Below are 20,892 nucleotides of genomic sequence, written 5' to 3'. Positions count from 1 at the left end.
TTTGGTGGGCCCCGGTGGGGCCCGCCCCCCCCCCCCCCTCCGCCACCCCCCCCCCGGCGGCGCCCCACTCGGCGTGGGCGCGCCCCGGCGGGGGGGGGGGGCCGCCGCTTCCGCTTGTCGCTGGTTGCCGCCTCAGTGGCCCTTGCCGGCCTTGCTGCCGCCGGCCTTGCTGCCCTTGCCGCCTGCGTTCTTGCCGCCCTTGCTGCCGCCGGCCTTGTTGCCCGGCTTGGCGTCGGCCTTCTCGCCCTTGACGCCCTCGGCCCTCTCGCCCTGCGTGCCGTCGTCGGTGTCGCTCTGGCCGCCGCCAAGGACACCCCTGTCGATCTGCAGGCTTTCGTCGGCGATGGTCTGGTCGATCGTGTCGAGGGTGTCTCCGACGCTGAGTTTGCTCAGACCCTCACCCAGGGCGTGGGAGGGGGTGACCGCCGCGACGACGAAGCCGGTGGCGAGGGAGGCGATGGCGAGCATGCTGCGCTTCTTCATGCCCCGAACAACTGACGGACCGGCCCCGGGGTCACGCACCTGTCTCCCGTTCCCTCGGGCCCCGGCACCCGCCGGGGGTCCCGGGTGAACGTTCCTGCCGCCTGCGCCGCCTGCGTCTCACACGCCCGCCGCGGCGGTGTCCGTCCTCCGGCTCAGCACCGCGGCGGCCGCCCCCACCAGCCCCGCGTCGGTACCCATCTGGGCGGGCACCACGGTCAGGCGCTGGACGAACGACAGGGTCGCGTAGTCGGCCAGAGTCTTGCGCAGGGGCACCAAGAGCACGTCGCCGGCCTTGCCCACTCCTCCGCCGATCACGGCGATGTCGATCTCGACCAGGGTCGCGGTGGCCGCGATGCCGGCGGCCAGGGCCTGGGCGGCGCGTTCGAAGGAGGCCACGGCGACCGGGTCCCCCGCACGGGCGGCGGCGGCAACGGAGGCGGCGGAGGTGTCGCCGTCCGGACCCGGCAGCCATCCGCCCTCCAGGGCGCGGCGGGCGATGTTGGGGCCACTGGCGATGCGCTCCACGCACCCGCGCGCACCGCACGGGCACGGGTCGCCGTCGAGATCCACGCTGATGTGACCGATGTGGCCGGCGTTGCCGGTGGGGCCGGGGTGCAGGCGCCCGTCGAGGACCAGGCCGCCGCCGACGCCGGTGGAGACGACCATGCACAGCGCGTTGTCGTGTCCGCGTGCGGCGCCCTGCCAGTGCTCGGCGGCGGTGATGGCCACGCCGTCGCCGATCAGCTCGACGTGCAGCCCGCCGGTCGCCGCCCGGACCCGGGACACCAGCGGATAGTCGCGCCAGCCGGGGACGTTCACCGGGCTGACCGTGCCCGCGGAGGCGTCCACGGGACCCGCGCTGCCGATGCCGACCGCGTGCGCGCGCCCCCACAGCGGCGAGGCGGTGAGCTCGCCGATGACCTCCTCGACGGCCCGCATCACGGTGTCGCCGTCCTTCTGGGCGGGTGTGGGGCGCTGCGCGCGCACCACGATCCGGCCGCCGCCGTCCACCAGCGCGCCTGCGATCTTGGTGCCGCCGATGTCGAGCGCGGCCACGAGGTCGGTGTGCATCAGTGTGAGATCCCCCGTCAACCTTGGGTTATGGGCCGGCCGACCTGCGGTGGGGCGCGGGCCGGGAAGTGCGGTGGACAGTCTCTCCCGCTTCTGACAACGTTGTCCAGGCTCTATGCTCGACGCCACATCCTCATACAAACCATGGATCAACGCATCCCCATGGACCACAGGACAGGACAGCGCACCGTGCCCGAGACCCACCGCCTCGCCGCCAACCGCTACGGCAACCGGCCCACCATGAAGGACGTGGCGGCCCGCGCCGGAGTCGGTCTCAAGACGGTGTCCCGCGTCGTGAACGGGGAGCCGGGGGTGACTCCGGAGACCGAGCGCCGCGTCCAGGAGGCCATCGAGGCGCTCGGCTTCCGCCGCAACGACAGCGCGCGCGTGCTCCGCAAGGGCCGCACGGCGAGCATCGGACTCGTCCTGGAGGACCTGGCCGACCCGTTCTACGGCCCTTTGAGCCGCGCGGTGGAGGAGGTGGCCCGCGCGCACGGCGCCCTGCTGATCAACGGGTCCAGCGCCGAGGACCCCGATCGCGAGCAGGAACTGGTGCTGGCGTTGTGCGCCAGGCGGGTGGACGGGCTGGTGGTGATCCCGGCCGGCGACGATCACCGCTATCTGGAGCCCGAGCTGAAGGCGGGTGTCGCCACGGTGTTCGTGGACCGCCCGGCCGGGAACATCGACGCCGACGTGGTCCTCTCGGACAGCTACGGCGGAGCCCGTGACGGCGTGGCCCACCTGATCGCGCACGGGCACCGCCGGATCGGGTTCGTCGGCGACATGCCCCGCATCCACACCGCCGCCGAGCGCCTGCGCGGCTACCGGGCGGCCATGGAGGACGCCGGCATACCCGTCGAGGACGCATGGATGTCCCTGGGGGCCACGGATCCGCTGCGGGTGCGGCGGGCGGCCGAGGAGATGCTGTCCCGCCCCGGCCCCGTCACCGCGATCTTCGCGGGCAACAACCGGGTGACGGTCACCGTGATCCGGGTCCTGGCTGAGCAGCCGCGCCGGGTCGCGCTGGTCGGCTTCGACGACATCGAGCTGGCCGATCTGCTCCAGCCCGGCGTCACGGTCGTCGCGCAGGACGCGGCGGCACTGGGCCGCACGGCCGCCGAGCGGCTGTTCCGCCAGCTGGACGGTTCACTGGTCGTCCCGGAGAAGATCGAACTGCCGACCCGGCTGATCACCCGGGGGTCGGGCGAGCTGCCGCCGGCGGGCTGAGCGGTCCCCGCGCGGCGGACCGGCCGTCGCGGGAGCCGAGGCCGCGGCCCGCGACGGCCGGTCCGCCGCTCATGGGCGTGAGGTGTCAGCGAACGTCCGCGCGGGCACGTTCGGACGCCCGGTCGCGCCGGCCGCGGCGGACGCGCGGCCCGCCGTGCGCCGACCCGCCCTCCGCGGCCCGGACGCGTCCGGGCACCGGGGCCCTTGCGATCAGTGGACGGCCGTCGGCCTCGGCGTGGTCGTGCACGGCGGCGAATCCGGGGGGCCGTGCCCGGACCCCGGCGTGGGCCTCGTGCCGCGTATGGGGCGCTGTGCGGCCAGTCCGGGGCGCGGCCGCGCCGGGTCACGGTGCGGAGTTGCGTGACGGCGACCTCGCGGCCGAGGACCTCACCGGCCGCCCGCCGGACCATCTTCTGCCGCGACGGCTGACCCGTTCCCGCGCCTGGACGACCCGCCCGTGAGCGCCGGTCGGGCCGTGGAGCAGCGACGCCGGAGCGGACGGACACGGGGCCGTGCGGGGCAGGCCCGTCGGCTACCTCGCGGATGCCGTCAGGTCGCCCCGCCGGGGCGCCGCGAAGCCTTCGAGGTCGGCCCGGGTCAGCCCGGTAAGGCGTGCGACATCGGCGATGTCCAGGGCGCCGCAGTCCAGGCCACGCAGCAGATAGCCGCTGAGGGCCTTGGCGGTGGCGGGCTCGTCCATGACGTCGCCGCCGCTCCGGTTGGCGTAGCGGGCGAGCCGGCCGGCGGCCTGCTCGAAACCCTCGCGGTAGAAGGCGAACACGGCCGCGTAGCGGGTGGGGATGTGGCCGGGGTGCATGTCCCAGCCCTGGTAGTAGGCACGGGCCAGGGCGCGGCGGATGAGTCCGTAGTGCAGGCGCCAGGCGTCGTGCACCATCTCGGTGGGACCGACGGGCAGGACGTTGGTGGAGCCGTCCGAGACGCGGACGCCGGTGCCCGCGGCGGCGACCTGCATGACCGCCTTGGCGTGGTCGGCGGCGGGGTGGTCGCCGGCCTGGTAGGCGGCGGAGACGCCGAGGCAGGCGCTGTAGTCGAAGGTGCCGTAGTGCAGCCCGGTGGCGCGGCCCTCGGCGGCCTGGATCATCCGGGCGACGGCGGCGGTGCCGTCGGAGGCGAGGATCGACTGGCTGGTCTCGACCTGGATCTCGAAGCCCAGCCGGCCGGGCTCCAGGGCGTGCGTCTTCTCGAAGGCCTCCAGCAGCCGGACCATGGCCGTGACCTGCTCCGGATAGGTCACCTTGGGCAGTGTGAGCACCAGCCCGCCGGGCAGGCCACCGGCCCGGATCAGGCCGGTGAGGAAGATGTCGAGGGTGCGGATGCCACGGTCCCGGACCGGTGCCTCCATGCACTTCATGCGGATGCCCATGTACGGGGCCGCGGTGCCGTCGGCGTACGCGTCGGCGATCAGGCGGGCGGCGCGGGCGGCGTCCTGGTCCTCGTCGCCGCCCTGGTAGCCGTCCTCGAAGTCGACACGCAGGTCCTCGACGGGCTCGCGCTCCAGCTTGGCGCGCACGCGCGTGTACACGGGCTCGGCGAGGTCGTCGCAGAGCCCCAGTACGGCGGCGAACGACGCGGCGTCGGGGGCGTGTTCGTCGAGGGCGGCGAGTGCCTGGTCGCCCCAGGAGCGGAGGGTGCCGGCTGCGAAGGCGTCACCCGGGACGTAGACGGTGTGGACGGGCTGACGGGTGCCGGGGTCTCCGGGGTAGCGGCGCTCCAGTTCGGCGTCGACCGGCGCGAGGGAGGCGCTGATCTCCTCGCTGACCGTGCCCGCGAGGCTCGTCGCGACCTGCTCCTGCTGGCCCTGACCCATCCCACACCCTCCTATTTTCCGCTCTGCGGAATCAACAATCCGTAGAATGAAGTTATCCGGGGAGCTTCCGCCTGGTCAACACCACTTCCCCGCCGGGCCACCCCGACCTTTCGGCATGTTCACGTTCGCATCACGAGTCGGGGGAACACTTTCGTAGGCACACTCTGCTGGCCGCCACGACCTAAGGAGCCCCTGTGCCGAACCGGAGCCGAGTCACCCGCCGCCTGGGGCTGAAGGGCGCGTTGGCCGCGGCGGCCGCCGTGCCCCTCTCCAGTACAGCACTGTCGTCGTCGGCCGCCTCGGCGGAGGAGCGTGCCGGCGCCGCGCCGACACTGGAGCACGGCGGCCGCCGACTGGGGACCATGTCCTTCAACCTCCGCTTCGCGAGCACCGCCGAACCCAACAGCTGGGCCGTGCGCAGACCCGTGATGCGCGAACTGCTGCGCCGCGAGCGCCCGCACCTCGTCGGCACCCAGGAAGGGCTCTACCAGCAGGTGCGGGACATCGAGTCCGACCTCGGCCCGCACCACGACTGGATCGGCACCGGCCGCGCGGGCGGCAGCCGCGACGAGTTCATGGCGATCTTCTACGACACCCGGCGCCTCGCCCCCCTGGAGTACGACCACTTCTGGCTCTCGGACACCCCCGACGTGATCGGCTCGAACACCTGGGGCGGTGGCTCCATCCGCATGGTCACCTGGGTCCGCTTCCGCGATCTGCGCGACGGCGGCCGGGAGTTCTACTTCCTCGACACCCACCTGGACAACCGCAGCCAGGACGCACGCGCGCGTGCAGCCACGCTGATCGCACAGCGGATCGCCGGGCTGGACCGCTCGCTGCCGCTGCTGGTGACCGGCGACTTCAACGTCGCCGCGCACGACAACCCGGTCTACGACGCCATGCTGGGCGCCGGCCTCACCGACACCTGGGAGACGGCCGCCGAGCGGGGCGACCTGTACGCCACCTTCCACGGCTACCGGCCGCTGACGCCGAACGGCGACCGCATCGACTGGATCCTCGCCACGCCCGGCGTCACGGTGCACCGGGCGGACATCAACACCTTCTCGGTGGACGGCCAGTTCCCCAGCGACCACCTGCCGGTGCAGGCCACGGTGACCCTCGGATGAGGCGAGGCCCCCGTGACCGTCGCCGGTCACGGGGGCCTCGTACAGACTGCGGACAGCCCGATGACGGTCAGCCCTTGCGGGTCTTGATCTCGTCGGTGAGCTGCGGGACGACGTCGAAGAGGTCGCCGACGACGCCGTAGTCGACCAGCTCGAAGATCGGGGCCTCGGCGTCCTTGTTGACGGCCACGATGGTCTTCGAGGTCTGCATGCCGGCCCGGTGCTGGATCGCGCCCGAGATGCCGGAGGCGATGTACAGCTGCGGCGAGACCGCCTTGCCGGTCTGGCCGACCTGGTTGGTGTGCGGGTACCAGCCCGCGTCCACCGCGGCGCGCGAGGCACCCACGGCCGCGCCGAGGGAGTCGGCGAGCGCCTCGATCAGCGCGAAGTTCTCCGCGCCGCCGACGCCACGACCGCCGGAGACCACGATCGCTGCCTCGGTCAGCTCGGGGCGGCCCGTCGACTCACGCGGCGTGCGCGAGGTGACCTTGGTGCCGGTGGCCTGGGCGGAGAAGGACACGCTCAGGGCCTCGACCGCACCGGCGGCCGGGGCGGCCTCCACGGCGGCCGAGTTCGGCTTGACCGTGATGACCGGGGTGCCCTTGGTGACACGGGACTTGGTGGAGTAGGACGCGGCGAACACCGACTGCGTGGCCACCGGACCCTCGTCGCCGGCCTCCAGGTCGACGGCGTCGGTGATGATGCCGGAGCCGAGGCGCAGCGCCAGACGGGCGGCGATCTCCTTGCCCTCCGCGGAGGACGGGACCAGCACCGCGGCCGGGGAGACGGCCTCGTGGGCGGCCTGGAGCGCGTCCACCTTGGGGACGACCAGGTAGTCGGCGTACTCGGCGGCGTCGTGGGTGAGGACCTTCACCGCGCCGTGCTCGGCGAGCGTGGCGGCGGTGTCGGCGGCGCCGTTGCCGAGCGCGACGGCGACGGGCTCACCGATGCGACGGGCCAGCGTCAGCAGCTCCAGGGTGGGCTTGCGGACGGCACCGTCCACGTGGTCGACGTAGACGAGAACTTCAGCCATGGGACTTCTTCTCTCCTGCTTGCGAAGTATGAGGGGCGGTCAGCGCAGTCGAGCGCAGGGCTCAGATGAACTTCTGGCTCGCGAGGAACTCAGCGAGCTGCTTGCCGCCCTCGCCCTCGTCCTTGACGATCGTGCCCGCGGTGCGCGCCGGGCGCTCGGTCGCGGCGTCGACCGTGGTGTACGCGTTCTCCAGGCCGACCTCGTCGGCCTCGATGTCCAGGTCGGACAGGTCCCAGGACTCCACCGGCTTCTTCTTGGCCGCCATGATGCCCTTGAAGGACGGGTAGCGCGCCTCGCCCGACTGGTCGGTCACGGAGACCACCGCCGGAAGCTGCGCCTGAAGCTGCTCGGAGGCGGCGTCGCCGTCGCGGCGGCCCGTCACCACGCCGTCCTCGACGGCCACCTCGGACAGCAGGGTCACCTGCGGAACGCCGAGGCGCTCGGCGAGCAGGGCGGGGACGACGCCCATGGTGCCGTCGGTGGAGGCCATGCCGGAGATGACCAGGTCGTAGCCCGCCTTCTCGACCGCCTTCGCCAGCACCAGCGAGGTGCCGATGGCGTCCGTGCCGTGCAGGTCGTCGTCCTCGACGTGGATCGCCTTGTCGGCGCCCATCGACAGCGCCTTGCGCAGCGCGTCCTTGGCGTCCTCGGGGCCCACCGTCAGCACCGTGACCTCGGCGTCGTCGGCGTCCTCGGCGATCTGCAGGGCCTGTTCGACCGCGTACTCGTCCAGTTCGGAGAGCAGACCGTCCACGTCGTCGCGGTCGACGGTCAGGTCATCGGCGAAGTGCCGGTCGCCAGTGGCGTCGGGCACGTACTTCACAGTGACAACGATCCTCAAGCTCACGCCGGCTCTCCTACTGCATCGTCAATTTCTGGCTGCCTTCTTGCAGGCAGCATAGGCGCCTCTAGCGGCGGATCCCGGTCGGGGCGACCCACGCTCCGAACGAGATATTACTCGTCAGTACATCCAGTCCATGCCCGCTAAGCAAGCGCTTTGAACTGTGACCTTCGCAACGCAGCGTAACCGGAACCGGACGGTTCCGCAGGCCGGTCAGTCGCGCAACGCGGTGAAGCGTCCCTGGTGGTAGAGCAGCGGCCGGCCCTCGCCGGCCGGGTCACCGCCGACGACCTCCGCGAGTACGAGACGGTGATCACCCGCGGGTACGCGCACGTGCACCGCGCACACCGTCCAGGCCAGCACGCCGTCGAGCAGCGGGACGCCTTCGGGACCCTCGCGCCAGACGGTGGGCGCCGCGAAGCGGTCGGCGCCGCTGCGCGCGAAGGTGGCGGCCAGCTCCTGCTGGTGCTCACCGAGTATGTGCACCCCGACATGCCCGGCCCCGGAGATCGCCGCCCAGCTGGACGACCCGGTGCCTATCCCGAAGGAGAGCAAAGGCGGTTCGGCGGAGACCGAGGTGAGGGAGGTGGCGGTGAAGCCGACCGGACCGTCGGCTCCCCGCGCTGTGATCACCGCCACGCCGGCCGCGTGCCGCCGGAAGACGGCACGGAACAGGTCGGGAGCGGCACCGTGCGGGGAGGCGGCTGCGGCGAGGCCGGGGGTGGCCGTCATGGAGGTGTCCTTCTGCGGCAGGCGACGGGCGGATCCTGGGCTGTTCACCAGCCCGGACAGCGCGCGCTCGCGGTGCGGACGAGGTCGACGTGGACCCGGCCGAAGAGAAGGACTTCCGAAGGCATGGGGTCAAGCTGACGACGGATGCCGCGCCCAGTCAAGTTCGTCCCGTCACCGGGGATCTGGACTCAGCCGCCGGGAGCCCTGGTACGGACCGCCTGTCCGAGCGCGGCGATCACATCGGCCTTGCGCGGCTGTCCGGCGGCCCGCCGCACGATCCGGCCGTCCGCGTCCAGCACCAGCACGGTCGGGGTCCTGACGATGCCCAGCGCGCGGACGAGGTGCAGTTGCGCCTCCGCGTCGATCTCGACGTGGGCGACGCCCGGCACCAGGCCGGACACCTCGCCGAGGACGCGCCGAGCCGCCCGGCAGGGCGCGCAGAAGGCGCTGGAGAACTGCACCAGCGTGGCCCGCTCACCGAGTTCGGCGCCCAGTTCGGCAGCGCCGAGCCGCCTGTCGTTGCCCTCGTCACGCACGCGCGCGCACCACCCCGCCTGTCAGTTCTCCCGTCACGACCAGCACAAGCGTTCACGAGACCGCAAAGATTCCCGCCTGCCGCGGGTCATCCCGCCCCGGAATCCTGGCTTCATGGACATCGACGTGAGGGGACCGCGCTTCGGGGCAGCCGTGACGGCCGCCGTCCTGGCGGTCGTTCTGATCACCGGGAACGTGTGGCTGCTGGCGTGGCAGACCCTGGTGTTCGCGCTCGGCGCGGCGGGCGGTGTGGGCCATTCGCCGTACGGCTGGGCGTTCCACCGGTTCGTACGGCCCCGGGTGGGGCCGGTGACCGGTCCAAAGGGGCTCGAACCATCGCGGTTCGCACAGGCGGTGGGGCTGGTGTTCGCCGGTGTCGGACTGGTCGGCTACACCCTGGGCCCGCTGTGGCTGGGCCTGTTGGCCACCGGGACCGTGCTCGCCGGGGCCTCCCTGCACGCGGTGTCGGGGTGGTGCGTGGCGTGCGAGATGTACCTGCTCGCCCAGCAGGTCGCCCTCCGCGTGGAGTAAAGGTGCCGTAAAAGCACGAGGTGGAAATGTACGCCGACGTGACGAGGATCTCGCGCCGGTCGGGCACGGGGGCTGGCTCCCCGACCGTTCTTGGGGCACGATCTGCGAGATGCCGTAAACCTACGGCTACGTAACTTTCTGGCGGGGAGTTCCTCCCCAGGCAGAGCAGGAAGGGTCCACCCCGCCCATGGCAGAACTCGTCTACCGTCCCGTCGTCGGTCTCGCACGGACCCTCTTCAAGGTCTGGGACCTGAAGATCGACTGTCAGGGGTCGGAGAACATCCCGCGCTCGGGCGGCGCTGTGCTGGTGAGCAATCACATCAGCTATCTGGACTTCGTCTTCAACGGCCTGGCCGCCCTCCCGCAGAAGCGCCTGGTGCGTTTCATGGCGAAGGAGTCCGTGTTCCGGCACCGGATCTCCGGTCCGCTGATGCGCGGCATGCGGCACATCCCGGTGGACCGCAAGCAGGGAGAGGCGGCCTACCAGCACGCTCTGGACTCGCTGCGTTCCGGTGAGATCGTCGGGGTGTTCCCGGAGGCCACGATCTCGCAGTCGTTCACCCTGAAGAGCTTCAAGTCGGGTGCGGCACGGATGGCCCAGGAGGCGGGCGTTCCGCTGATCCCGATGGCCGTGTGGGGCACGCAGCGGCTGTGGACCAAGGGGCATCCGCGCAACTTCCGGCGCAGCCACCTCCCGGTCACGATCCGGGTGGGCGAGGCCGTCGAAGCCCCCCGCGACCAGTACGCGGGGGCGATCACGCGCCGCCTGCGCGAGCGGGTCCAGGACCTGCTGGACGTCGCCCAGCGCGCCTACCCCGGCCGCCCTCGCGACACGGACGACGGTTGGTGGCTGCCCGCCCACCTCGGCGGCTCGGCCCCGACCCCGGAGCAGGTCCGCGAGGCCGAGGCCCGCTGACCCCGCGCGAGCCGGCGGCTCAGCCCGCCGGCTCGGGCCTATGCACCGTGATCCGGGCCCCGGGGCTGAACTTCGCCAGGAGCGCCGCCAGTTCGGCGGCCGCCTGCTCGGTCTCGGCGACCGGCATCGCAGCCATGGTCTCCAGCAGGAAGATGCCCGAGACGGTCGCCTCGGTGAGCCGGGTCCGCGGGCCCTGGCGCCAGTTCCAGCGGCGGCAGGTCACTCCCGCGTCGTCGCGCCACACCACCTCGCCGGGATCGGGATGCTCGACGGTCTCGGCACCGCCCGCGGCGGTCACGAAGTCCTCGTCGCCGGTGGCCCGCACGAGCCGCATCCCGCCCTGGATGCGGTCGATGTCCTCGCCGCCGACGGGGATCAGACAGGCGACACTGACGGCGTTGTAGACGTCCACGAGAACGTTGATCCGCGGCAGACCGGCGTCCGTGAGGGCTCTCCTGGCCAGCGCCTCGGCGGAGTTGCGGGTGCGCGACGGCTTCGAGCCGAACGCCGTGTACACCTCGCGCCAGGCGGCCATGTGCGGATCCTCGTGCGGGGCGCGCCCGTCCAGGCGTAGGGCGAGCCGGCGGGCCGCCTCGTCGAGGAGCGCCGCGCTGTCGTCCGTGCTGGGCCCGCCCACGAGTCCGTGCGCCTCGACGGCGACATGGGTGAACCCGGGTGCGAGTGCGCGCACCTCGTCGGACACAGTCAGCGTGAGAGTCATGGTCCCTTGCCTCAGAGTGCGGTGGGGAGGTGCCGCCAGAGGTACGGCCGGTCGGGCACGGCCTTCAATGACTTTTCAGATCATCGCATACCTATGCACAGACGGGCCCGGTGCCACTACCGCGCCATCTCCTCCTTGAGCGCCGCCAGGAACGCGTCCACGTCCTCCTCCGTGGTGTCGAAGGAGCACATCCAGCGCACATCGCCGGCGGCCTCGTCCCAGAAGTAGAAGCGGAAGCGCTTCTGCAGGCGCTCGCTCACGTCGTGCGGCAGCCGCGCGAAGACCGCGTTGGCCTGCACCGGGTAGAGCAGTTCCACGCCGTGCACGGACCGGACACCCTCGGCGAGCCGCTGGGCCATCTCGTTGGAGTGCCGGGCGTTGCGCAGCCACAGGTCCCTGGCCAGCAGGGCCTCCAACTGCACCGACACGAAACGCATCTTGGAGGCCAGCTGCATGGACAGCTTGCGCAGATGCCTCATGTGGCTGACGGCGTCCTGGTTGATCACCACGACCGCCTCGCCGAACAGGGCGCCGTTCTTGGTGCCGCCCAGGGAGAGGATGTCGACGCCGGCCGCGTTGGTGAACGTCCGCATCGGGACGTCCAGGCAGGCCGCGGCGTTGGCGATCCGGGAGCCGTCCAGGTGCACCTTCATCCCGTGGGCGTGGGCGTGCTCGCAGATCGCGCGGATCTCGTCGGGCGTGTAGACGGTGCCCAGCTCGGTGGCCTGGGCCAGGGAGACGACCTGCGGCATCGCGCGGTGCTCGTCGTCCCAGCCCCAGGCCTGCCGGTCGATCAGCTCGGGGGTGAGCTTGCCGTCCGGCGTGGGCACGGTGAGCAGCTTCAGGCCGCCCATCCGCTCGGGGGCGCCGCCCTCGTCGACGTTGATGTGCGCGCTTTCGGCGCAGATCACGGCGCCCCAGCGGTCGGCGACCGCCTGGAGGGCCACGACGTTGGCGCCGGTGCCGTTGAACACCGGGAACGCCTCGGCCGTGGCGCCGAAGTGGCTGCGGACGATGCGCTGGAGGTTCCCGGTGTAGTCGTCCTCGCCGTACGCGACCTGGTGCCCGCCGTTGGCCACGGCCAGGGCGGCGAGCACCTCCGGGTGGACCCCGGCGTAGTTGTCGCTCGCGAAACCGCGGACCTCCGGGTCGTGATGGCGACGCGCGTCGGTCTTCGGCGGGTTCACGGCTTCTCGGTCAGCCACAGACGTTGTCCGTTCACTTCGGCGGCAGGCTTGTCCCAGACACGGGCGATGGCCTCGGCCAGGTCGCCGACGTCCGTGAAGCCCGCGAACTTCGCGTGGGGGCGGTCGGCGCGCATGGCGTCGTGCACCAGTGCCTTCACCACCAGGATCGCAGCCGCGGCGTTCGGCCCCTGCTCGCCCCCGGCCTTGGCGAAGTAGTCGGCCATGGCCAGGGTCCACGCCTCGGCGGCGGCCTTGGCGGCGGCGTACGCGGCGTTGCCCGCGGTCGGCCTGCTGGCCCCGGCGGCGCTGATCAGGAGGTACCGGCCGCGGTGGCTGCGCTGGAGCGGCTCGTGGAAGGCGAGGGAGGTGTGCTGCACGGTGCGGATGAGCAGCAGCTCCAGCAGGTCCCAGTCGTCGAGCCGCGTCTTGGTGAAGGTCTCGCTGCCGCGCCAGCCGCCGACCAGGTGGACCAGGCCGTCGACACGCCCGAAGTCCTTCTCGATGCGGTTCGCCCAGTCCTGGGTGGCCTGCAGGTCGAGCAGGTCGACGGTGTCGCCGACGACCGTGGCGCCGCCGTGCGCGTAGCTCGCCGCGTCCACGGCCTCCGCGAGGCGCTCCGGGTCGTTGTCGGAGCCGACGACGGTCGCACCCGCGTCGGCCAGACGCTGCAGCGTCGCCCGGCCCGCGGGGCCGCCCGCGCCGGCCACCGCGATCACCGCACCGCTGAGAGCTCCGTTGTGCATGGTCTTCGCCTCCTGAGCAGCGTGTGTGGTGCGGTCGCTCACGCGGCGACCTGCCCGGCGGGGTCCGCCGTGATGCCCTTGGTCGAGGCAATCACGTTCTTGAGCTTCTTGGACAGCGCCTCATAGAACATGCTCAGCGGAAACTCGTCCGGAAGCACGTCATCGACGAGATTGCGCGGCGGCCGGCTCAGGTCCAGGGCGTCCGGGCCCTTGGCCCACTTGGAACCCGGGTGCGGGGCGAGGTAGGTGGAGACCAGCTCGTACCCGGCGAACCAGTGCACGAGCTTGGGGCGGTCGATGCCGTCCCGGTAGAGCTTCTCGATCTCGGCGCAGAGCTGGTTGGTGACCTGCGGAGCGCGCTCCCAGTCGATGGACAGCTTGTTGTCGGTCCAGCGGACGACGTCGTGCTTGTGCAGGTAGGCGAAGAGCAGCTGGCCGCCGAGGCCGTCGTAGTTGCGGACCCGCTCTCCGGTGACGGGGAAGCGGAACATGCGGTCGAAGAGGACCGCGTACTGCACGTCACGGGCCTGCGGGACCCCCTCACCGGACAGCTTCACGGCCTCCTTGAAGGCGGTGAGGTCGCAGCGCAGCTCCTCCAGGCCGTACATCCAGAACGGCTGGCGCTGCTTGATCATGAACGGGTCGAACGGCAGGTCGCCGTGGCTGTGGGTGCGGTCGTGGACCATGTCCCAGAGCACGAAGGCCTCTTCGCAGCGCTTCTGGTCGTGGACCATGGCGGCGATGTCCTCGGGCAGGTCGAGACCCAGGAGGCCGACAGCGGCGTCGGTGACCCGGCGGAAGCGGGCGGCCTCGCGGTCGCAGAAGATGCCGCCCCAGGAGAACCGCTCCGGCGCCTCGCGCACGGCGATGGTCTCGGGGAAGAGGACGGCGGAGTTCGTGTCGTACCCGGCCGTGAAGTCCTCGAAGGTGATGCCGCAGAACAGCGGGTTGTCGTATCGGGTGCGCTCCAGCTCGGCCAGCCACTCCGGCCAGACCATGCGCAGCACCACCGCTTCGAGGTTGCGGTCGGGGTTGCCGTTCTGCGTGTACATCGGGAAGACGACCAGGTGCTGCAGACCGTCCTGGCGGTTCGCGGCGGGCTGGAAGGCGAGCAGCGAGTCCAGGAAGTCGGGGACCTCGAAGCCCTCGTCGGCCCAGCGGCGCAGATCGCGCACCAGGGCCTCGTGGTAGGCGGCGTCGTGCGGCAGGAGCGGCGCGAGCGCCTCGACGGCGTCGACGACCCGTCGTACGGCCAGCTCGGCCTGGTCCCGGCCGGGGGCGTCCTCGGCCTCGAAGTCGATCGATCCGTCCTTGGACTGCCATGGCCGGATCTGCTCCACGGCATCCTTGAGCACGGGCCACGCCGGGTGCTCCACCACCCTGGCCACAGGAGGAACCTGCTCCTCCGTACCCAGCTGCACAAGAATTTCCGTCATGTCCCATCCTCCACGGGAGAACCTCGCGTAAGGAGACCGTATACACACCGAGTTTCTCCCAGCAAGGGGAAGCTCGGGAGAAAATTCTGCGGCGCCCCCGCCTTCACCGCACTTTTTCCTGTCGGACACGGCGATGGCAAAGACACATGGCCTCGTCGTCACCCTCTGCCCAGAACGGCGCGGGCGATACCTTCCAGAAGGGGCCGTGAGGCCTCCACGCCGACGACGCCCTCGTCGTGATGCACGACACCCCGGTCGACCGGACGACGCACGGCTCGGGTCCGATCGCCCAGAAGACCCTCGCCGAGCTGCGCACCCTCGACGCGGGCCGGGGCGAGCGGGTCCCTGTTGTCTCTCGTACGGGCGCTGGAACTGGACCGTGCGACGACCGACCACCCCGAGACCAAGCGAACCGGCCGGTTCACGGCGTAGGCGTGAACCGGTTCACGGCGTAGGCGGTCACGCGAGCTCCTTCACCAGCAGCTCGAACTGCAGGTCGTCGCGTTGCGGGATGCCGAACCGCTCGTCGCCGTACGGGAACGGGGTCATCCGGCCCGTACGGCGGTAGCCGCGCCGCTCGTACCAGCCGATGAGGTCGTCGCGTACGGAGATCACGGTCATGTGCATCTCCCGTGCGCCCCAGCTCTCGCGGACCCGCCGCTCCGCCTCCGCGATGATCACCTTGCCGAGTCCGGAACCCTGGAGCGCGGGGCTGACGGCGAACATGCCGAAGTAGGCATGGGTGTCCCGGTGCTCCAGCTGGCAGCAGGCGACGACGGCGCCGTCGCGCTCAACGGTCAGCAGCCTGCTGTCCGGCGCCTTGATCACACTCAGCACGCCCTGCGGGTCGGTCCGCTGCCCCTGGAGGATGTCCGCCTCGCTGGTCCACCCCACCCGGCTGGAGTCACCCCGGTAGGCCGACTCGATCAGCGCGACCAGCGTGTCCACGTCGGCGTCGGTGGCGTCGCGGAAGGTCAGTCCGTGGACGGCGGCGCTCTCCATGAGGTGTCTCTCCGATTCTCGGCGCGGCTCGGGCACCGACGAGCGTAACGCTGCCACTAGGCTCCGGGCGCATGGTGCATGTACTGAGCGGACGGATCCTGCTGCGGCCCACCGACCCCGAGCGGTCCCGTGCCTTCTACGGCGAGCAGCTGGGCCTCGCCGTCTACCGCGAGTTCGGGACGGGACCGGAGCGCGGGACGGTGTACTTCCTCGGCGGCGGCCACCTCGAGCTCTCCGGCCGCTCCGAGACCCCGCCGTCCCCGGCCGTCCGGCTGTGGCTCCAGGTCGAGGACGTGTCCGCCGCGCACGACGAACTGCGGGAGAGGAACGTGGAGATCGTACGTCCGCCGGTCCGTGAGCCCTGGGGGTTGGTCGAGATGTGGATCGCGGATCCGGACGGCGTGCCGATCGTTCTGGTGGAGGTGCCGGCCGATCATCCGATCAGGTACAGGCCGGGCATCTGACGCCCGGTCACGCCGGGCGGTGATCCCAGCCGCGGTCCACGCGGCAGCTCCCGGAAGCCGGCGGCGGTGAGCAGATCGATCGCCGTACGGTCCGCGGCCTCCTCGTACGCCAGGACGCGGTCCGCGCCGCACAGGCGGAGCCGGTCGGCGGCCCGGGCCGGCAGCCGGCGCTCCCAGCCCTCGGCCCGGCGGGACGGCTCGACGCACAGGTTCCCGATGTCCGCGAGACCGCGGGTCCGGAGGTGCCGCTCGGGCCGGGCCGGCGCCGTGTCCACCTCGACGAAACCCACGGCGTGCCCGTCGGCGTACGCCGTCCAGCGGGTGCCGCACTCCCCCTCCAGCGCGCCGAGCGCGGTGCTGACGAAGACGCAGACACCGGGACGACGGCGGCGGCATGCGCGTTGATCAGTTCGGTGAGCTGGTCACGGTCGCCGCGGAGAAAGGGGCGCACCTGCGGCGCCGACATGTTCGGCCTCCGGGCAGGGGTGAGCGTCTGGAGGCCGCCACGCGGTGCGGTACGGGCCTGACCGTACGTCGGTGGCGGCGCCGGGCGCGAGGAGATTGCCGGATGGCCGCCGCCGGTGGCCGGGACTAGCGTGCTGGTGGAGGCTTTCCCTGGGGAAGGACGTCGGATGAAACTCCACAAGCCGGTGGTCGGCGGGCCCTGCTGGGCCGAACTGGGCACGAGTGACATGGCGCAGGCCGAACGGTTCTACGCCGAGCTGTTCGGCTGGCGCTGCGAGACCGACCCGCGTCAGGAGGCGGGCGGCTACACCGTCGCGCGCCTGGGAGACGCGGCGGTGGCCGCGCTGACACCGCTGTACCAGGAGGGGCAGCCGGTCGCCTGGACCGTGTCGTTCGCCGTCCGGGACGCCGACGAGACCGCGCAGCAGGTGACGGCCTCCGGCGGGACGGTGGTGATGAGCCCGACGAACGTGTTCGACATGGGCCGCTTCGCGGTGGCCGCCGATCCGTCCGGCGCCGTGTTCTCGCTGTGGCAGCCACGGGCCTTCGAGGGCGCCGGCGTGTTCAACGCGCCCGGCGCGCTGGGCTGGGTGGAACTGCTCACCCGGGAGCCGGCACGGGCGCGCGACTTCTACACGAACGTCTTCGGGTGGACCGTCAACGCCTCCGAGCACTACACCCAGTGGGGTCTCGCGGGCCAGGACTTCGGCGGGATGGTGGTCATGGGTGACAAGTTCCCGCACGAGGTGCCCCCGCACTGGCTCCCCTACTTCGCGGTGGACGACGTCGACACCGCCGCCGCGACGGCGACCGGGGCGGGTGGCACGGCCCTGATGGAGCCCACCTCGGTACCCGAGGGTCCGCGGATCGCCGTGCTGCGCGACCCGCAGGGCGCGGTCTTCGGCGTCCACCTCGCGAGCGACGAGGGCTGACCCGGCGGGACGTTCACCGCGGCGCGCCCAGGCGCCCCTCCAGCTGGCCGAGCAACTCTCCCAGCAGCGCGGCGAGTTCACCCTGCCGTGGGCGGTCGAGTCCGGCCAGTACGGCGCCCTCGTAGGCGAGCTGGTCGGGCAGGACGGCGTCGACGAGGTCGCGTCCGGCGTCGGTGAGACGGACGTGGGCGACACGACGGTCCCGGTCGTCGCCCCGCCGCTCGACCAGTACGCGTTCGGTGAGCTGCTTGAGGCGTTTGGTGACGGCGGCGCCGGAGGAGAAGGTCTCGCGGACCAGTTCGCCGGGGGTCAGCTCGTGCCCGGTGCGGCGCAGCGCGGCGAGCAGATCGAACTCCGGTTTGCTGAGCCCGGCCCGCCGCAGCGGGGCGTCCTCGGCCTGCTGCAGAAGGGCGGCACAGCGGTTGACCCGGCCGATGATCTCCATGGGGCCGGTGTCGAGACCGGGATGCACGGCCTGCCACTGACGGACGACGGCGGCGACGGTGTCACGCCGTCCGCCCGGCCCCGCGCGGTCTGTACCACCGGCGGGACCGGCGTCGGCGGGGGTGGGGTGGGCAGAGACGCCGGGGCGATCCGCCTCACCCGCGTCGCGCCGTCCCGGCGCATCCGCCCGGTCTCCCCCGTCGGTGCCCCGCCCGTTCGTCCCCGTCATGGCCGTGCGTCCTCCGTCGTCCCGCGCGCGTCCCGGTACAGGAGCGAGCCCTGGCGTCGTACCGTCGCCGCGAGCGTACGGCGTCCTGCCTGTTCGGCGTCGACGACCCGCTCCTGGGGCAGGGCCCGCTGCCACCACTCGCCGGACGCGGCGACAGCGGTGGCACGCAGGTCGACGAGGGCGGCGGCGAGGCCGCGGCGGGCGGCTTCCAGCGCGTCGGCGGCGGGCCGCGGCTCTGCCGGCGGGCGGGTGGCCGGGCGGTGCATTCGCGGGACCGTTCGGCGGCGGTGAGGGCCTGTTCGAGGCGCGCCCGCGCTCCGGTCGGTGACGGTGAGCGCGGCCGGCACTGCGTGGGGCCGGGGGCGGGAGTCGCACTGCGCATGAGGAAACGTTGACGTGTGTTTCACTCACGACACATCTCGACGGCTCGTGATGCTTCGCGGAGGCGTCGCCCGGGAATCCTCACGGCAGGGTGAACGCGCTCCGCCGAACGCCCCTACGTACACCCCTGCGCTCGCGTGCGCGCCGCACGAAGCGGGCATCTCTTTCAACCGAGCGACCCTTGACCGACCGTCGAGCGGGGAGGTTCGGGTGCACGGACCGGCCGCGTCGGGCTGGCTGCTGGTCGCGCTGTGCGCGGCGACCGGGGCCTACTGCCTGCTGCGCCTGCGCAGCGGTGTCGAGGAGCAGCGCCGCACCGCGGGCGACGAGGCGCTGATGGGATTCGGCATGGCCGCGATGGCCGTACCGGCGGCGGTGTACACACCACCGCAGTGGGCCTGGCCGGTCTACGGGGCCGTCTTCGGCGCGGCGGGCCTGCGCGCCCTGTGGGCGGCACGCGTCGGCAGGCACCACCTGCACCACCTGGTGGGCGCCGCGGCCATGGTCTACATGGCGTGGGCCATGGCCGTCTCCCCGAGCGCCGCACACGGCCACGCCCACGGCGGCTCCGGCCTCGCCCCGGTCACCGGCGCGCTCCTGCTCTACTTCACCGGATACGTCCTGCTGAGCGGAGCCCGGCTGATCCCTATGCCCGCCACGGCGGGTGGCGACCCCCCCGCCGGATGGGGCGACCGGCCCGAACTGGCGCAGGCCTGCCGCTTGTCCATGGGCATCGCCATGTTCGCGATGCTCATCACCCTGTGAGCGGACCGTGTCCTGCGTCACTTGCCGACACAGTCGTACCGCTGAGTAGTCCGCCGCTCATAGGGTGTTCCCATGATGGTCCCCGCGGCACTGCTGCTGCTCGGCGCCCTGACTGCCGTCCTGGCCCCGCGGCTCCTCGCGCGGGCCGACTGGCCGGACCGCGAACCCGTGGTGGCCCTGTGGGTGTGGCAGTGCGTGGTGGCGGGCGTGCTGCTGTGCTGCGCGCTGTCGATGACGCTCAGCGCGGCGGCGGCCTGGCACGCGGTACGCGGCCATGCGTTCGCCGGGGCGCCGAGCGCGGTGGTCGAGGCATATGCGCTGGGCGTGGCGGTTCCGTGGGCTGCGGGGACCGCGCTGGCGCTGGCGGGCGGCGCGGTGTGGAGCGCCGCGATGCTGGTCCGTGAGGTCGTACGCGCACGGGCGCTACGCCGGCAGCGGCGGGCCGAGCTCCTGGTCCGCGCGCCGCTGCTGCCGGGCGAGGAACCGGCGGACGGGCGGCTCGTCGTCCTGGAGGGTGAGCGGCCGGACGCCTGGTGGCTTCCTGGTGCGCCGCCCCGGCTCGTCGTCACCACCGCAGCGCTGCGCCGGCTGAGGGGGCGGCAGCTGGACGCCGTCCTCGCGCACGAGCAGGGGCACGCGCGGGCGCGGCACGACTGGCTGCTGCACTGCTCGGCGGCGCTGGCGGGCGGGTTCCCGCAGGTGCCGGTGTTCGCCGCGTTCCGCGACGAGATGCACCGGCTGGTGGAACTCGCCGCGGACGATGTGGCATCCCGCCGCTTCGGCCGGCTGACCACCGCTCTGGCGCTGGTGGAACTCAACGAGGACCGGGGTGTGTTCGGCCCCGGTCCGGCCTCGCACGCGCACGTGCCCCAGCGGGTGCACCGCCTGCTCACTCCCCCTGCCCGCCTCACGGCGGCCCGCCGGATGCGCCTGACGGCGGCGGCGGCCCTGGTGCCGGTGGTACCGGTGCTGGTGACGTTCGTACCGGCACTGCGGGCACTGGGGTAGCCCCGCGCGTCGCGGCGCACATGACGATGTCCGCCACGAACCGGCGGCGATATCAGGCCGTCCTGAGTCCCGGCGCCTTCGGACATTGGCCTCCTGCCCCAGGAGTCGGTAAAGATCGCACCATGCACCGGCCCGTCGACTCCCCACCCCGTACGTCCTACCCCCACACGGCCGTCCGTGCCGCGATCGCGCTGGCACTGAGTTCACTGCTGCTCCTCGTCCTGGTCGCAGCCGACTGGCACCCCCTGATGACCCTGGACCGCGAGGTCGCCCGGACCACCCACGGCTGGGCGGTCGAGGAGCCCCGGCTCACGCAGGTGTGCCGGCTCCTCACGGACTGGGTCTGGGATCCGGTGACGATGCGCCTCCTGTGCGCGGGGGTCGTGCTGTGGCTGGTGCTGCGGCACTCCGCGTGGTGGACGGCTCTGTGGCTGTTGGCCACCGTGGCGGTGACCACCGGCGTGCAGCAGACGATGAAGGCCGTGGTCGGCCGTGAACGGCCCGAGTGGCCCGACCCCGTCGACACGGCTCACTACGCGGCCTTTCCGTCCGGCCACGCCATGACCGCCACGGTGGTCCTGGGCCTGTTGCTGTGGGTGCTGCACCACCACGACGCAGGCGGCCCCCTGTTCCGCACGGTCCTCGCCGTGGCCGTGGTCTCGGTGGCCGGCGTCGGGCTGACCCGAGTGTGGCTGGGGGTCCACTGGCTGACGGACGTGGTCGCGGGCTGGCTGCTCGGGGCGATGGTGGTGGCCCTGGCGGTCGGGGTCCACGCGCGCCGGCGCCCCTGACCAC

Annotated in this window: 25 protein-coding genes and 1 pseudogene; 10 read left to right on the top strand and 16 right to left on the bottom strand. The window is 72.3% G+C overall.

Translation table 11 applies throughout. The features are described from left to right. Positions 1 to 132 precede the first annotated feature (132 nt). Positions 133 to 483: a hypothetical protein gene (locus ACGF8A_RS30725; protein WP_393113507.1), complete on the bottom strand. Its 351-nt coding sequence runs from the start codon at positions 481 to 483 to the stop codon at positions 133 to 135. A 117-nt stretch (positions 484 to 600) separates the two neighbouring features. Beyond that, entirely contained in the window at positions 601 to 1,554 is a 954-nt protein-coding gene (locus ACGF8A_RS30720) for an ROK family protein (protein ID WP_393113506.1), read from the bottom strand. A 162-nt stretch (positions 1,555 to 1,716) separates the two neighbouring features. Between ACGF8A_RS30720 and ACGF8A_RS30715 the strand changes: the two genes are divergently transcribed. Then, positions 1,717 to 2,781: a LacI family DNA-binding transcriptional regulator gene (locus ACGF8A_RS30715; protein ID WP_393113513.1), complete on the top strand. Its 1,065-nt coding sequence runs from the start codon at positions 1,717 to 1,719 to the stop codon at positions 2,779 to 2,781. A 532-nt stretch (positions 2,782 to 3,313) separates the two neighbouring features. On the opposite strand, the gene ACGF8A_RS30710 is transcribed toward ACGF8A_RS30715, so the two are convergent. Beyond that, positions 3,314 to 4,609 (bottom strand): DUF6986 family protein, encoded by a 1,296-nt coding sequence (locus ACGF8A_RS30710; RefSeq protein WP_393113505.1) that lies wholly within the window; start codon positions 4,607 to 4,609, stop codon positions 3,314 to 3,316. Positions 4,610 to 4,803: 194 nt separating this feature from the next. On the opposite strand from ACGF8A_RS30710, the gene ACGF8A_RS30705 reads away from it, so the two are divergent. Further along, entirely contained in the window at positions 4,804 to 5,736 is a 933-nt protein-coding gene (locus ACGF8A_RS30705; protein ID WP_393113504.1) for an endonuclease/exonuclease/phosphatase family protein, read from the top strand. Positions 5,737 to 5,803: 67 nt separating this feature from the next. Here the strand turns inward: ACGF8A_RS30705 and ACGF8A_RS30700 are convergent, their stop codons facing one another. From ACGF8A_RS30700 to ACGF8A_RS30680, 5 genes are all read right to left on the bottom strand, one after another. Then, the gene (locus ACGF8A_RS30700) at positions 5,804 to 6,766 is read right to left on the bottom strand and encodes an electron transfer flavoprotein subunit alpha/FixB family protein (protein WP_393113502.1); all 963 of its coding nucleotides are present in this window, start codon (positions 6,764 to 6,766) and stop codon (positions 5,804 to 5,806) included. Positions 6,767 to 6,827: 61 nt separating this feature from the next. After that, complete coding sequence (locus ACGF8A_RS30695; RefSeq protein WP_393113501.1) at positions 6,828 to 7,613, bottom strand: electron transfer flavoprotein subunit beta/FixA family protein; 786 nt, start codon at positions 7,611 to 7,613, stop codon at positions 6,828 to 6,830. Positions 7,614 to 7,820: 207 nt separating this feature from the next. Beyond that, positions 7,821 to 8,339, bottom strand: a complete 519-nt coding sequence (locus tag ACGF8A_RS30690) for a flavin reductase family protein (RefSeq protein ID WP_393113500.1) — start codon at positions 8,337 to 8,339, stop codon at positions 7,821 to 7,823. A gap of 44 nt (positions 8,340 to 8,383) precedes the next feature. Beyond that, a complete protein-coding gene (locus ACGF8A_RS30685) occupies positions 8,384 to 8,464 on the bottom strand; it encodes a putative leader peptide (protein ID WP_393113512.1) in 81 nt (26 codons plus the stop codon). Positions 8,465 to 8,527: 63 nt separating this feature from the next. Then, positions 8,528 to 8,875: a TlpA family protein disulfide reductase gene (locus ACGF8A_RS30680; RefSeq protein ID WP_393113499.1), complete on the bottom strand. Its 348-nt coding sequence runs from the start codon at positions 8,873 to 8,875 to the stop codon at positions 8,528 to 8,530. Positions 8,876 to 8,987: 112 nt separating this feature from the next. Between ACGF8A_RS30680 and ACGF8A_RS30675 the strand changes: the two genes are divergently transcribed. Then, complete coding sequence (locus ACGF8A_RS30675; protein ID WP_393113498.1) at positions 8,988 to 9,404, top strand: DUF4395 domain-containing protein; 417 nt, start codon at positions 8,988 to 8,990, stop codon at positions 9,402 to 9,404. Positions 9,405 to 9,591: 187 nt separating this feature from the next. Further along, entirely contained in the window at positions 9,592 to 10,320 is a 729-nt protein-coding gene (locus ACGF8A_RS30670; protein WP_393113497.1) for a lysophospholipid acyltransferase family protein, read from the top strand. A 19-nt stretch (positions 10,321 to 10,339) separates the two neighbouring features. Here the strand turns inward: ACGF8A_RS30670 and ACGF8A_RS30665 are convergent, their stop codons facing one another. The 4 genes from ACGF8A_RS30665 to ACGF8A_RS30650 form a co-directional block, all read right to left on the bottom strand. Beyond that, complete coding sequence (locus ACGF8A_RS30665; protein WP_393113496.1) at positions 10,340 to 11,041, bottom strand: B3/4 domain-containing protein; 702 nt, start codon at positions 11,039 to 11,041, stop codon at positions 10,340 to 10,342. Positions 11,042 to 11,157: 116 nt separating this feature from the next. Then, positions 11,158 to 12,228, bottom strand: a complete 1,071-nt coding sequence (locus ACGF8A_RS30660; RefSeq protein WP_393113511.1) for a threonine aldolase family protein — start codon at positions 12,226 to 12,228, stop codon at positions 11,158 to 11,160. Beyond that, the gene (locus ACGF8A_RS30655) at positions 12,225 to 12,971 is read right to left on the bottom strand and encodes an SDR family NAD(P)-dependent oxidoreductase (RefSeq protein WP_393113495.1); all 747 of its coding nucleotides are present in this window, start codon (positions 12,969 to 12,971) and stop codon (positions 12,225 to 12,227) included. The genes ACGF8A_RS30660 and ACGF8A_RS30655 overlap by 4 nt, the downstream gene beginning before the upstream one ends. A 38-nt stretch (positions 12,972 to 13,009) precedes the next feature. Next, positions 13,010 to 14,407, bottom strand: coding sequence for a DUF6421 family protein (locus ACGF8A_RS30650; RefSeq protein WP_393113494.1), 1,398 nt, complete (start codon positions 14,405 to 14,407; stop codon positions 13,010 to 13,012). 212 nt (positions 14,408 to 14,619) lie between these two features. On the opposite strand from ACGF8A_RS30650, the pseudogene ACGF8A_RS30645 reads away from it, so the two are divergent. Next, positions 14,620 to 14,757, top strand: a pseudogene (locus tag ACGF8A_RS30645) (glycerophosphodiester phosphodiesterase family protein); the annotation flags it as partial. Positions 14,758 to 14,866: 109 nt separating this feature from the next. On the opposite strand, the gene ACGF8A_RS30640 reads toward ACGF8A_RS30645, so the two are convergent. Beyond that, the gene (locus ACGF8A_RS30640; RefSeq protein WP_393113493.1) at positions 14,867 to 15,409 is read right to left on the bottom strand and encodes a GNAT family N-acetyltransferase; all 543 of its coding nucleotides are present in this window, start codon (positions 15,407 to 15,409) and stop codon (positions 14,867 to 14,869) included. A gap of 71 nt (positions 15,410 to 15,480) precedes the next feature. Between ACGF8A_RS30640 and ACGF8A_RS30635 the strand changes: the two genes are divergently transcribed. Beyond that, positions 15,481 to 15,873 (top strand): VOC family protein, encoded by a 393-nt coding sequence (locus tag ACGF8A_RS30635; protein WP_393113492.1) that lies wholly within the window; start codon positions 15,481 to 15,483, stop codon positions 15,871 to 15,873. On the opposite strand, the gene ACGF8A_RS30630 is transcribed toward ACGF8A_RS30635, so the two are convergent. Continuing rightward, entirely contained in the window at positions 15,843 to 16,163 is a 321-nt protein-coding gene (locus tag ACGF8A_RS30630; RefSeq protein WP_393113490.1) for a hypothetical protein, read from the bottom strand. The genes ACGF8A_RS30635 and ACGF8A_RS30630 overlap by 31 nt on opposite strands. Positions 16,164 to 16,505: 342 nt before the next feature. Between ACGF8A_RS30630 and ACGF8A_RS30625 the strand changes: the two genes are divergently transcribed. Beyond that, positions 16,506 to 17,270 carry a VOC family protein gene (locus ACGF8A_RS30625; protein ID WP_393113489.1) on the top strand — a complete coding sequence of 255 codons (765 nt, stop codon included), beginning with the start codon at positions 16,506 to 16,508 and terminating at the stop codon, positions 17,268 to 17,270. 13 nt (positions 17,271 to 17,283) lie between these two features. Here the strand turns inward: ACGF8A_RS30625 and ACGF8A_RS30620 are convergent, their stop codons facing one another. Further along, complete coding sequence (locus tag ACGF8A_RS30620; protein WP_393113488.1) at positions 17,284 to 17,943, bottom strand: MarR family winged helix-turn-helix transcriptional regulator; 660 nt, start codon at positions 17,941 to 17,943, stop codon at positions 17,284 to 17,286. Beyond that, the gene (locus ACGF8A_RS30615; RefSeq protein WP_393113486.1) at positions 17,940 to 18,209 is read right to left on the bottom strand and encodes a hypothetical protein; all 270 of its coding nucleotides are present in this window, start codon (positions 18,207 to 18,209) and stop codon (positions 17,940 to 17,942) included. Before ACGF8A_RS30615 ends, ACGF8A_RS30620 begins: the two co-directional genes overlap by 4 nt. A 325-nt stretch (positions 18,210 to 18,534) precedes the next feature. Between ACGF8A_RS30615 and ACGF8A_RS30610 the strand changes: the two genes are divergently transcribed. The 3 genes from ACGF8A_RS30610 to ACGF8A_RS30600 all read left to right on the top strand — a co-directional run bounded on the left by ACGF8A_RS30610 (position 18,535) and on the right by ACGF8A_RS30600 (position 20,888). Continuing rightward, positions 18,535 to 19,089 carry a DUF5134 domain-containing protein gene (locus ACGF8A_RS30610; RefSeq protein ID WP_393113485.1) on the top strand — a complete coding sequence of 185 codons (555 nt, stop codon included), beginning with the start codon at positions 18,535 to 18,537 and terminating at the stop codon, positions 19,087 to 19,089. A 72-nt stretch (positions 19,090 to 19,161) separates the two neighbouring features. Continuing rightward, positions 19,162 to 20,097, top strand: coding sequence for a M56 family metallopeptidase (locus ACGF8A_RS30605; protein WP_393113483.1), 936 nt, complete (start codon positions 19,162 to 19,164; stop codon positions 20,095 to 20,097). 122 nt (positions 20,098 to 20,219) lie between these two features. Further along, on the top strand, positions 20,220 to 20,888 hold the full coding sequence (locus tag ACGF8A_RS30600) for a phosphatase PAP2 family protein (RefSeq protein WP_393113482.1): 669 nt from the start codon (positions 20,220 to 20,222) through the stop codon (positions 20,886 to 20,888). Positions 20,889 to 20,892: the final 4 nt, after the last annotated feature.

The sequence above is a fragment of the Streptomyces sp. NPDC047706 genome, assembly GCF_043204795.1.
Classification (GTDB): Bacteria; Actinomycetota; Actinomycetes; order Streptomycetales; family Streptomycetaceae; genus Streptomyces.
This window is presented reverse-complemented; position numbering and strand designations above follow the sequence as displayed.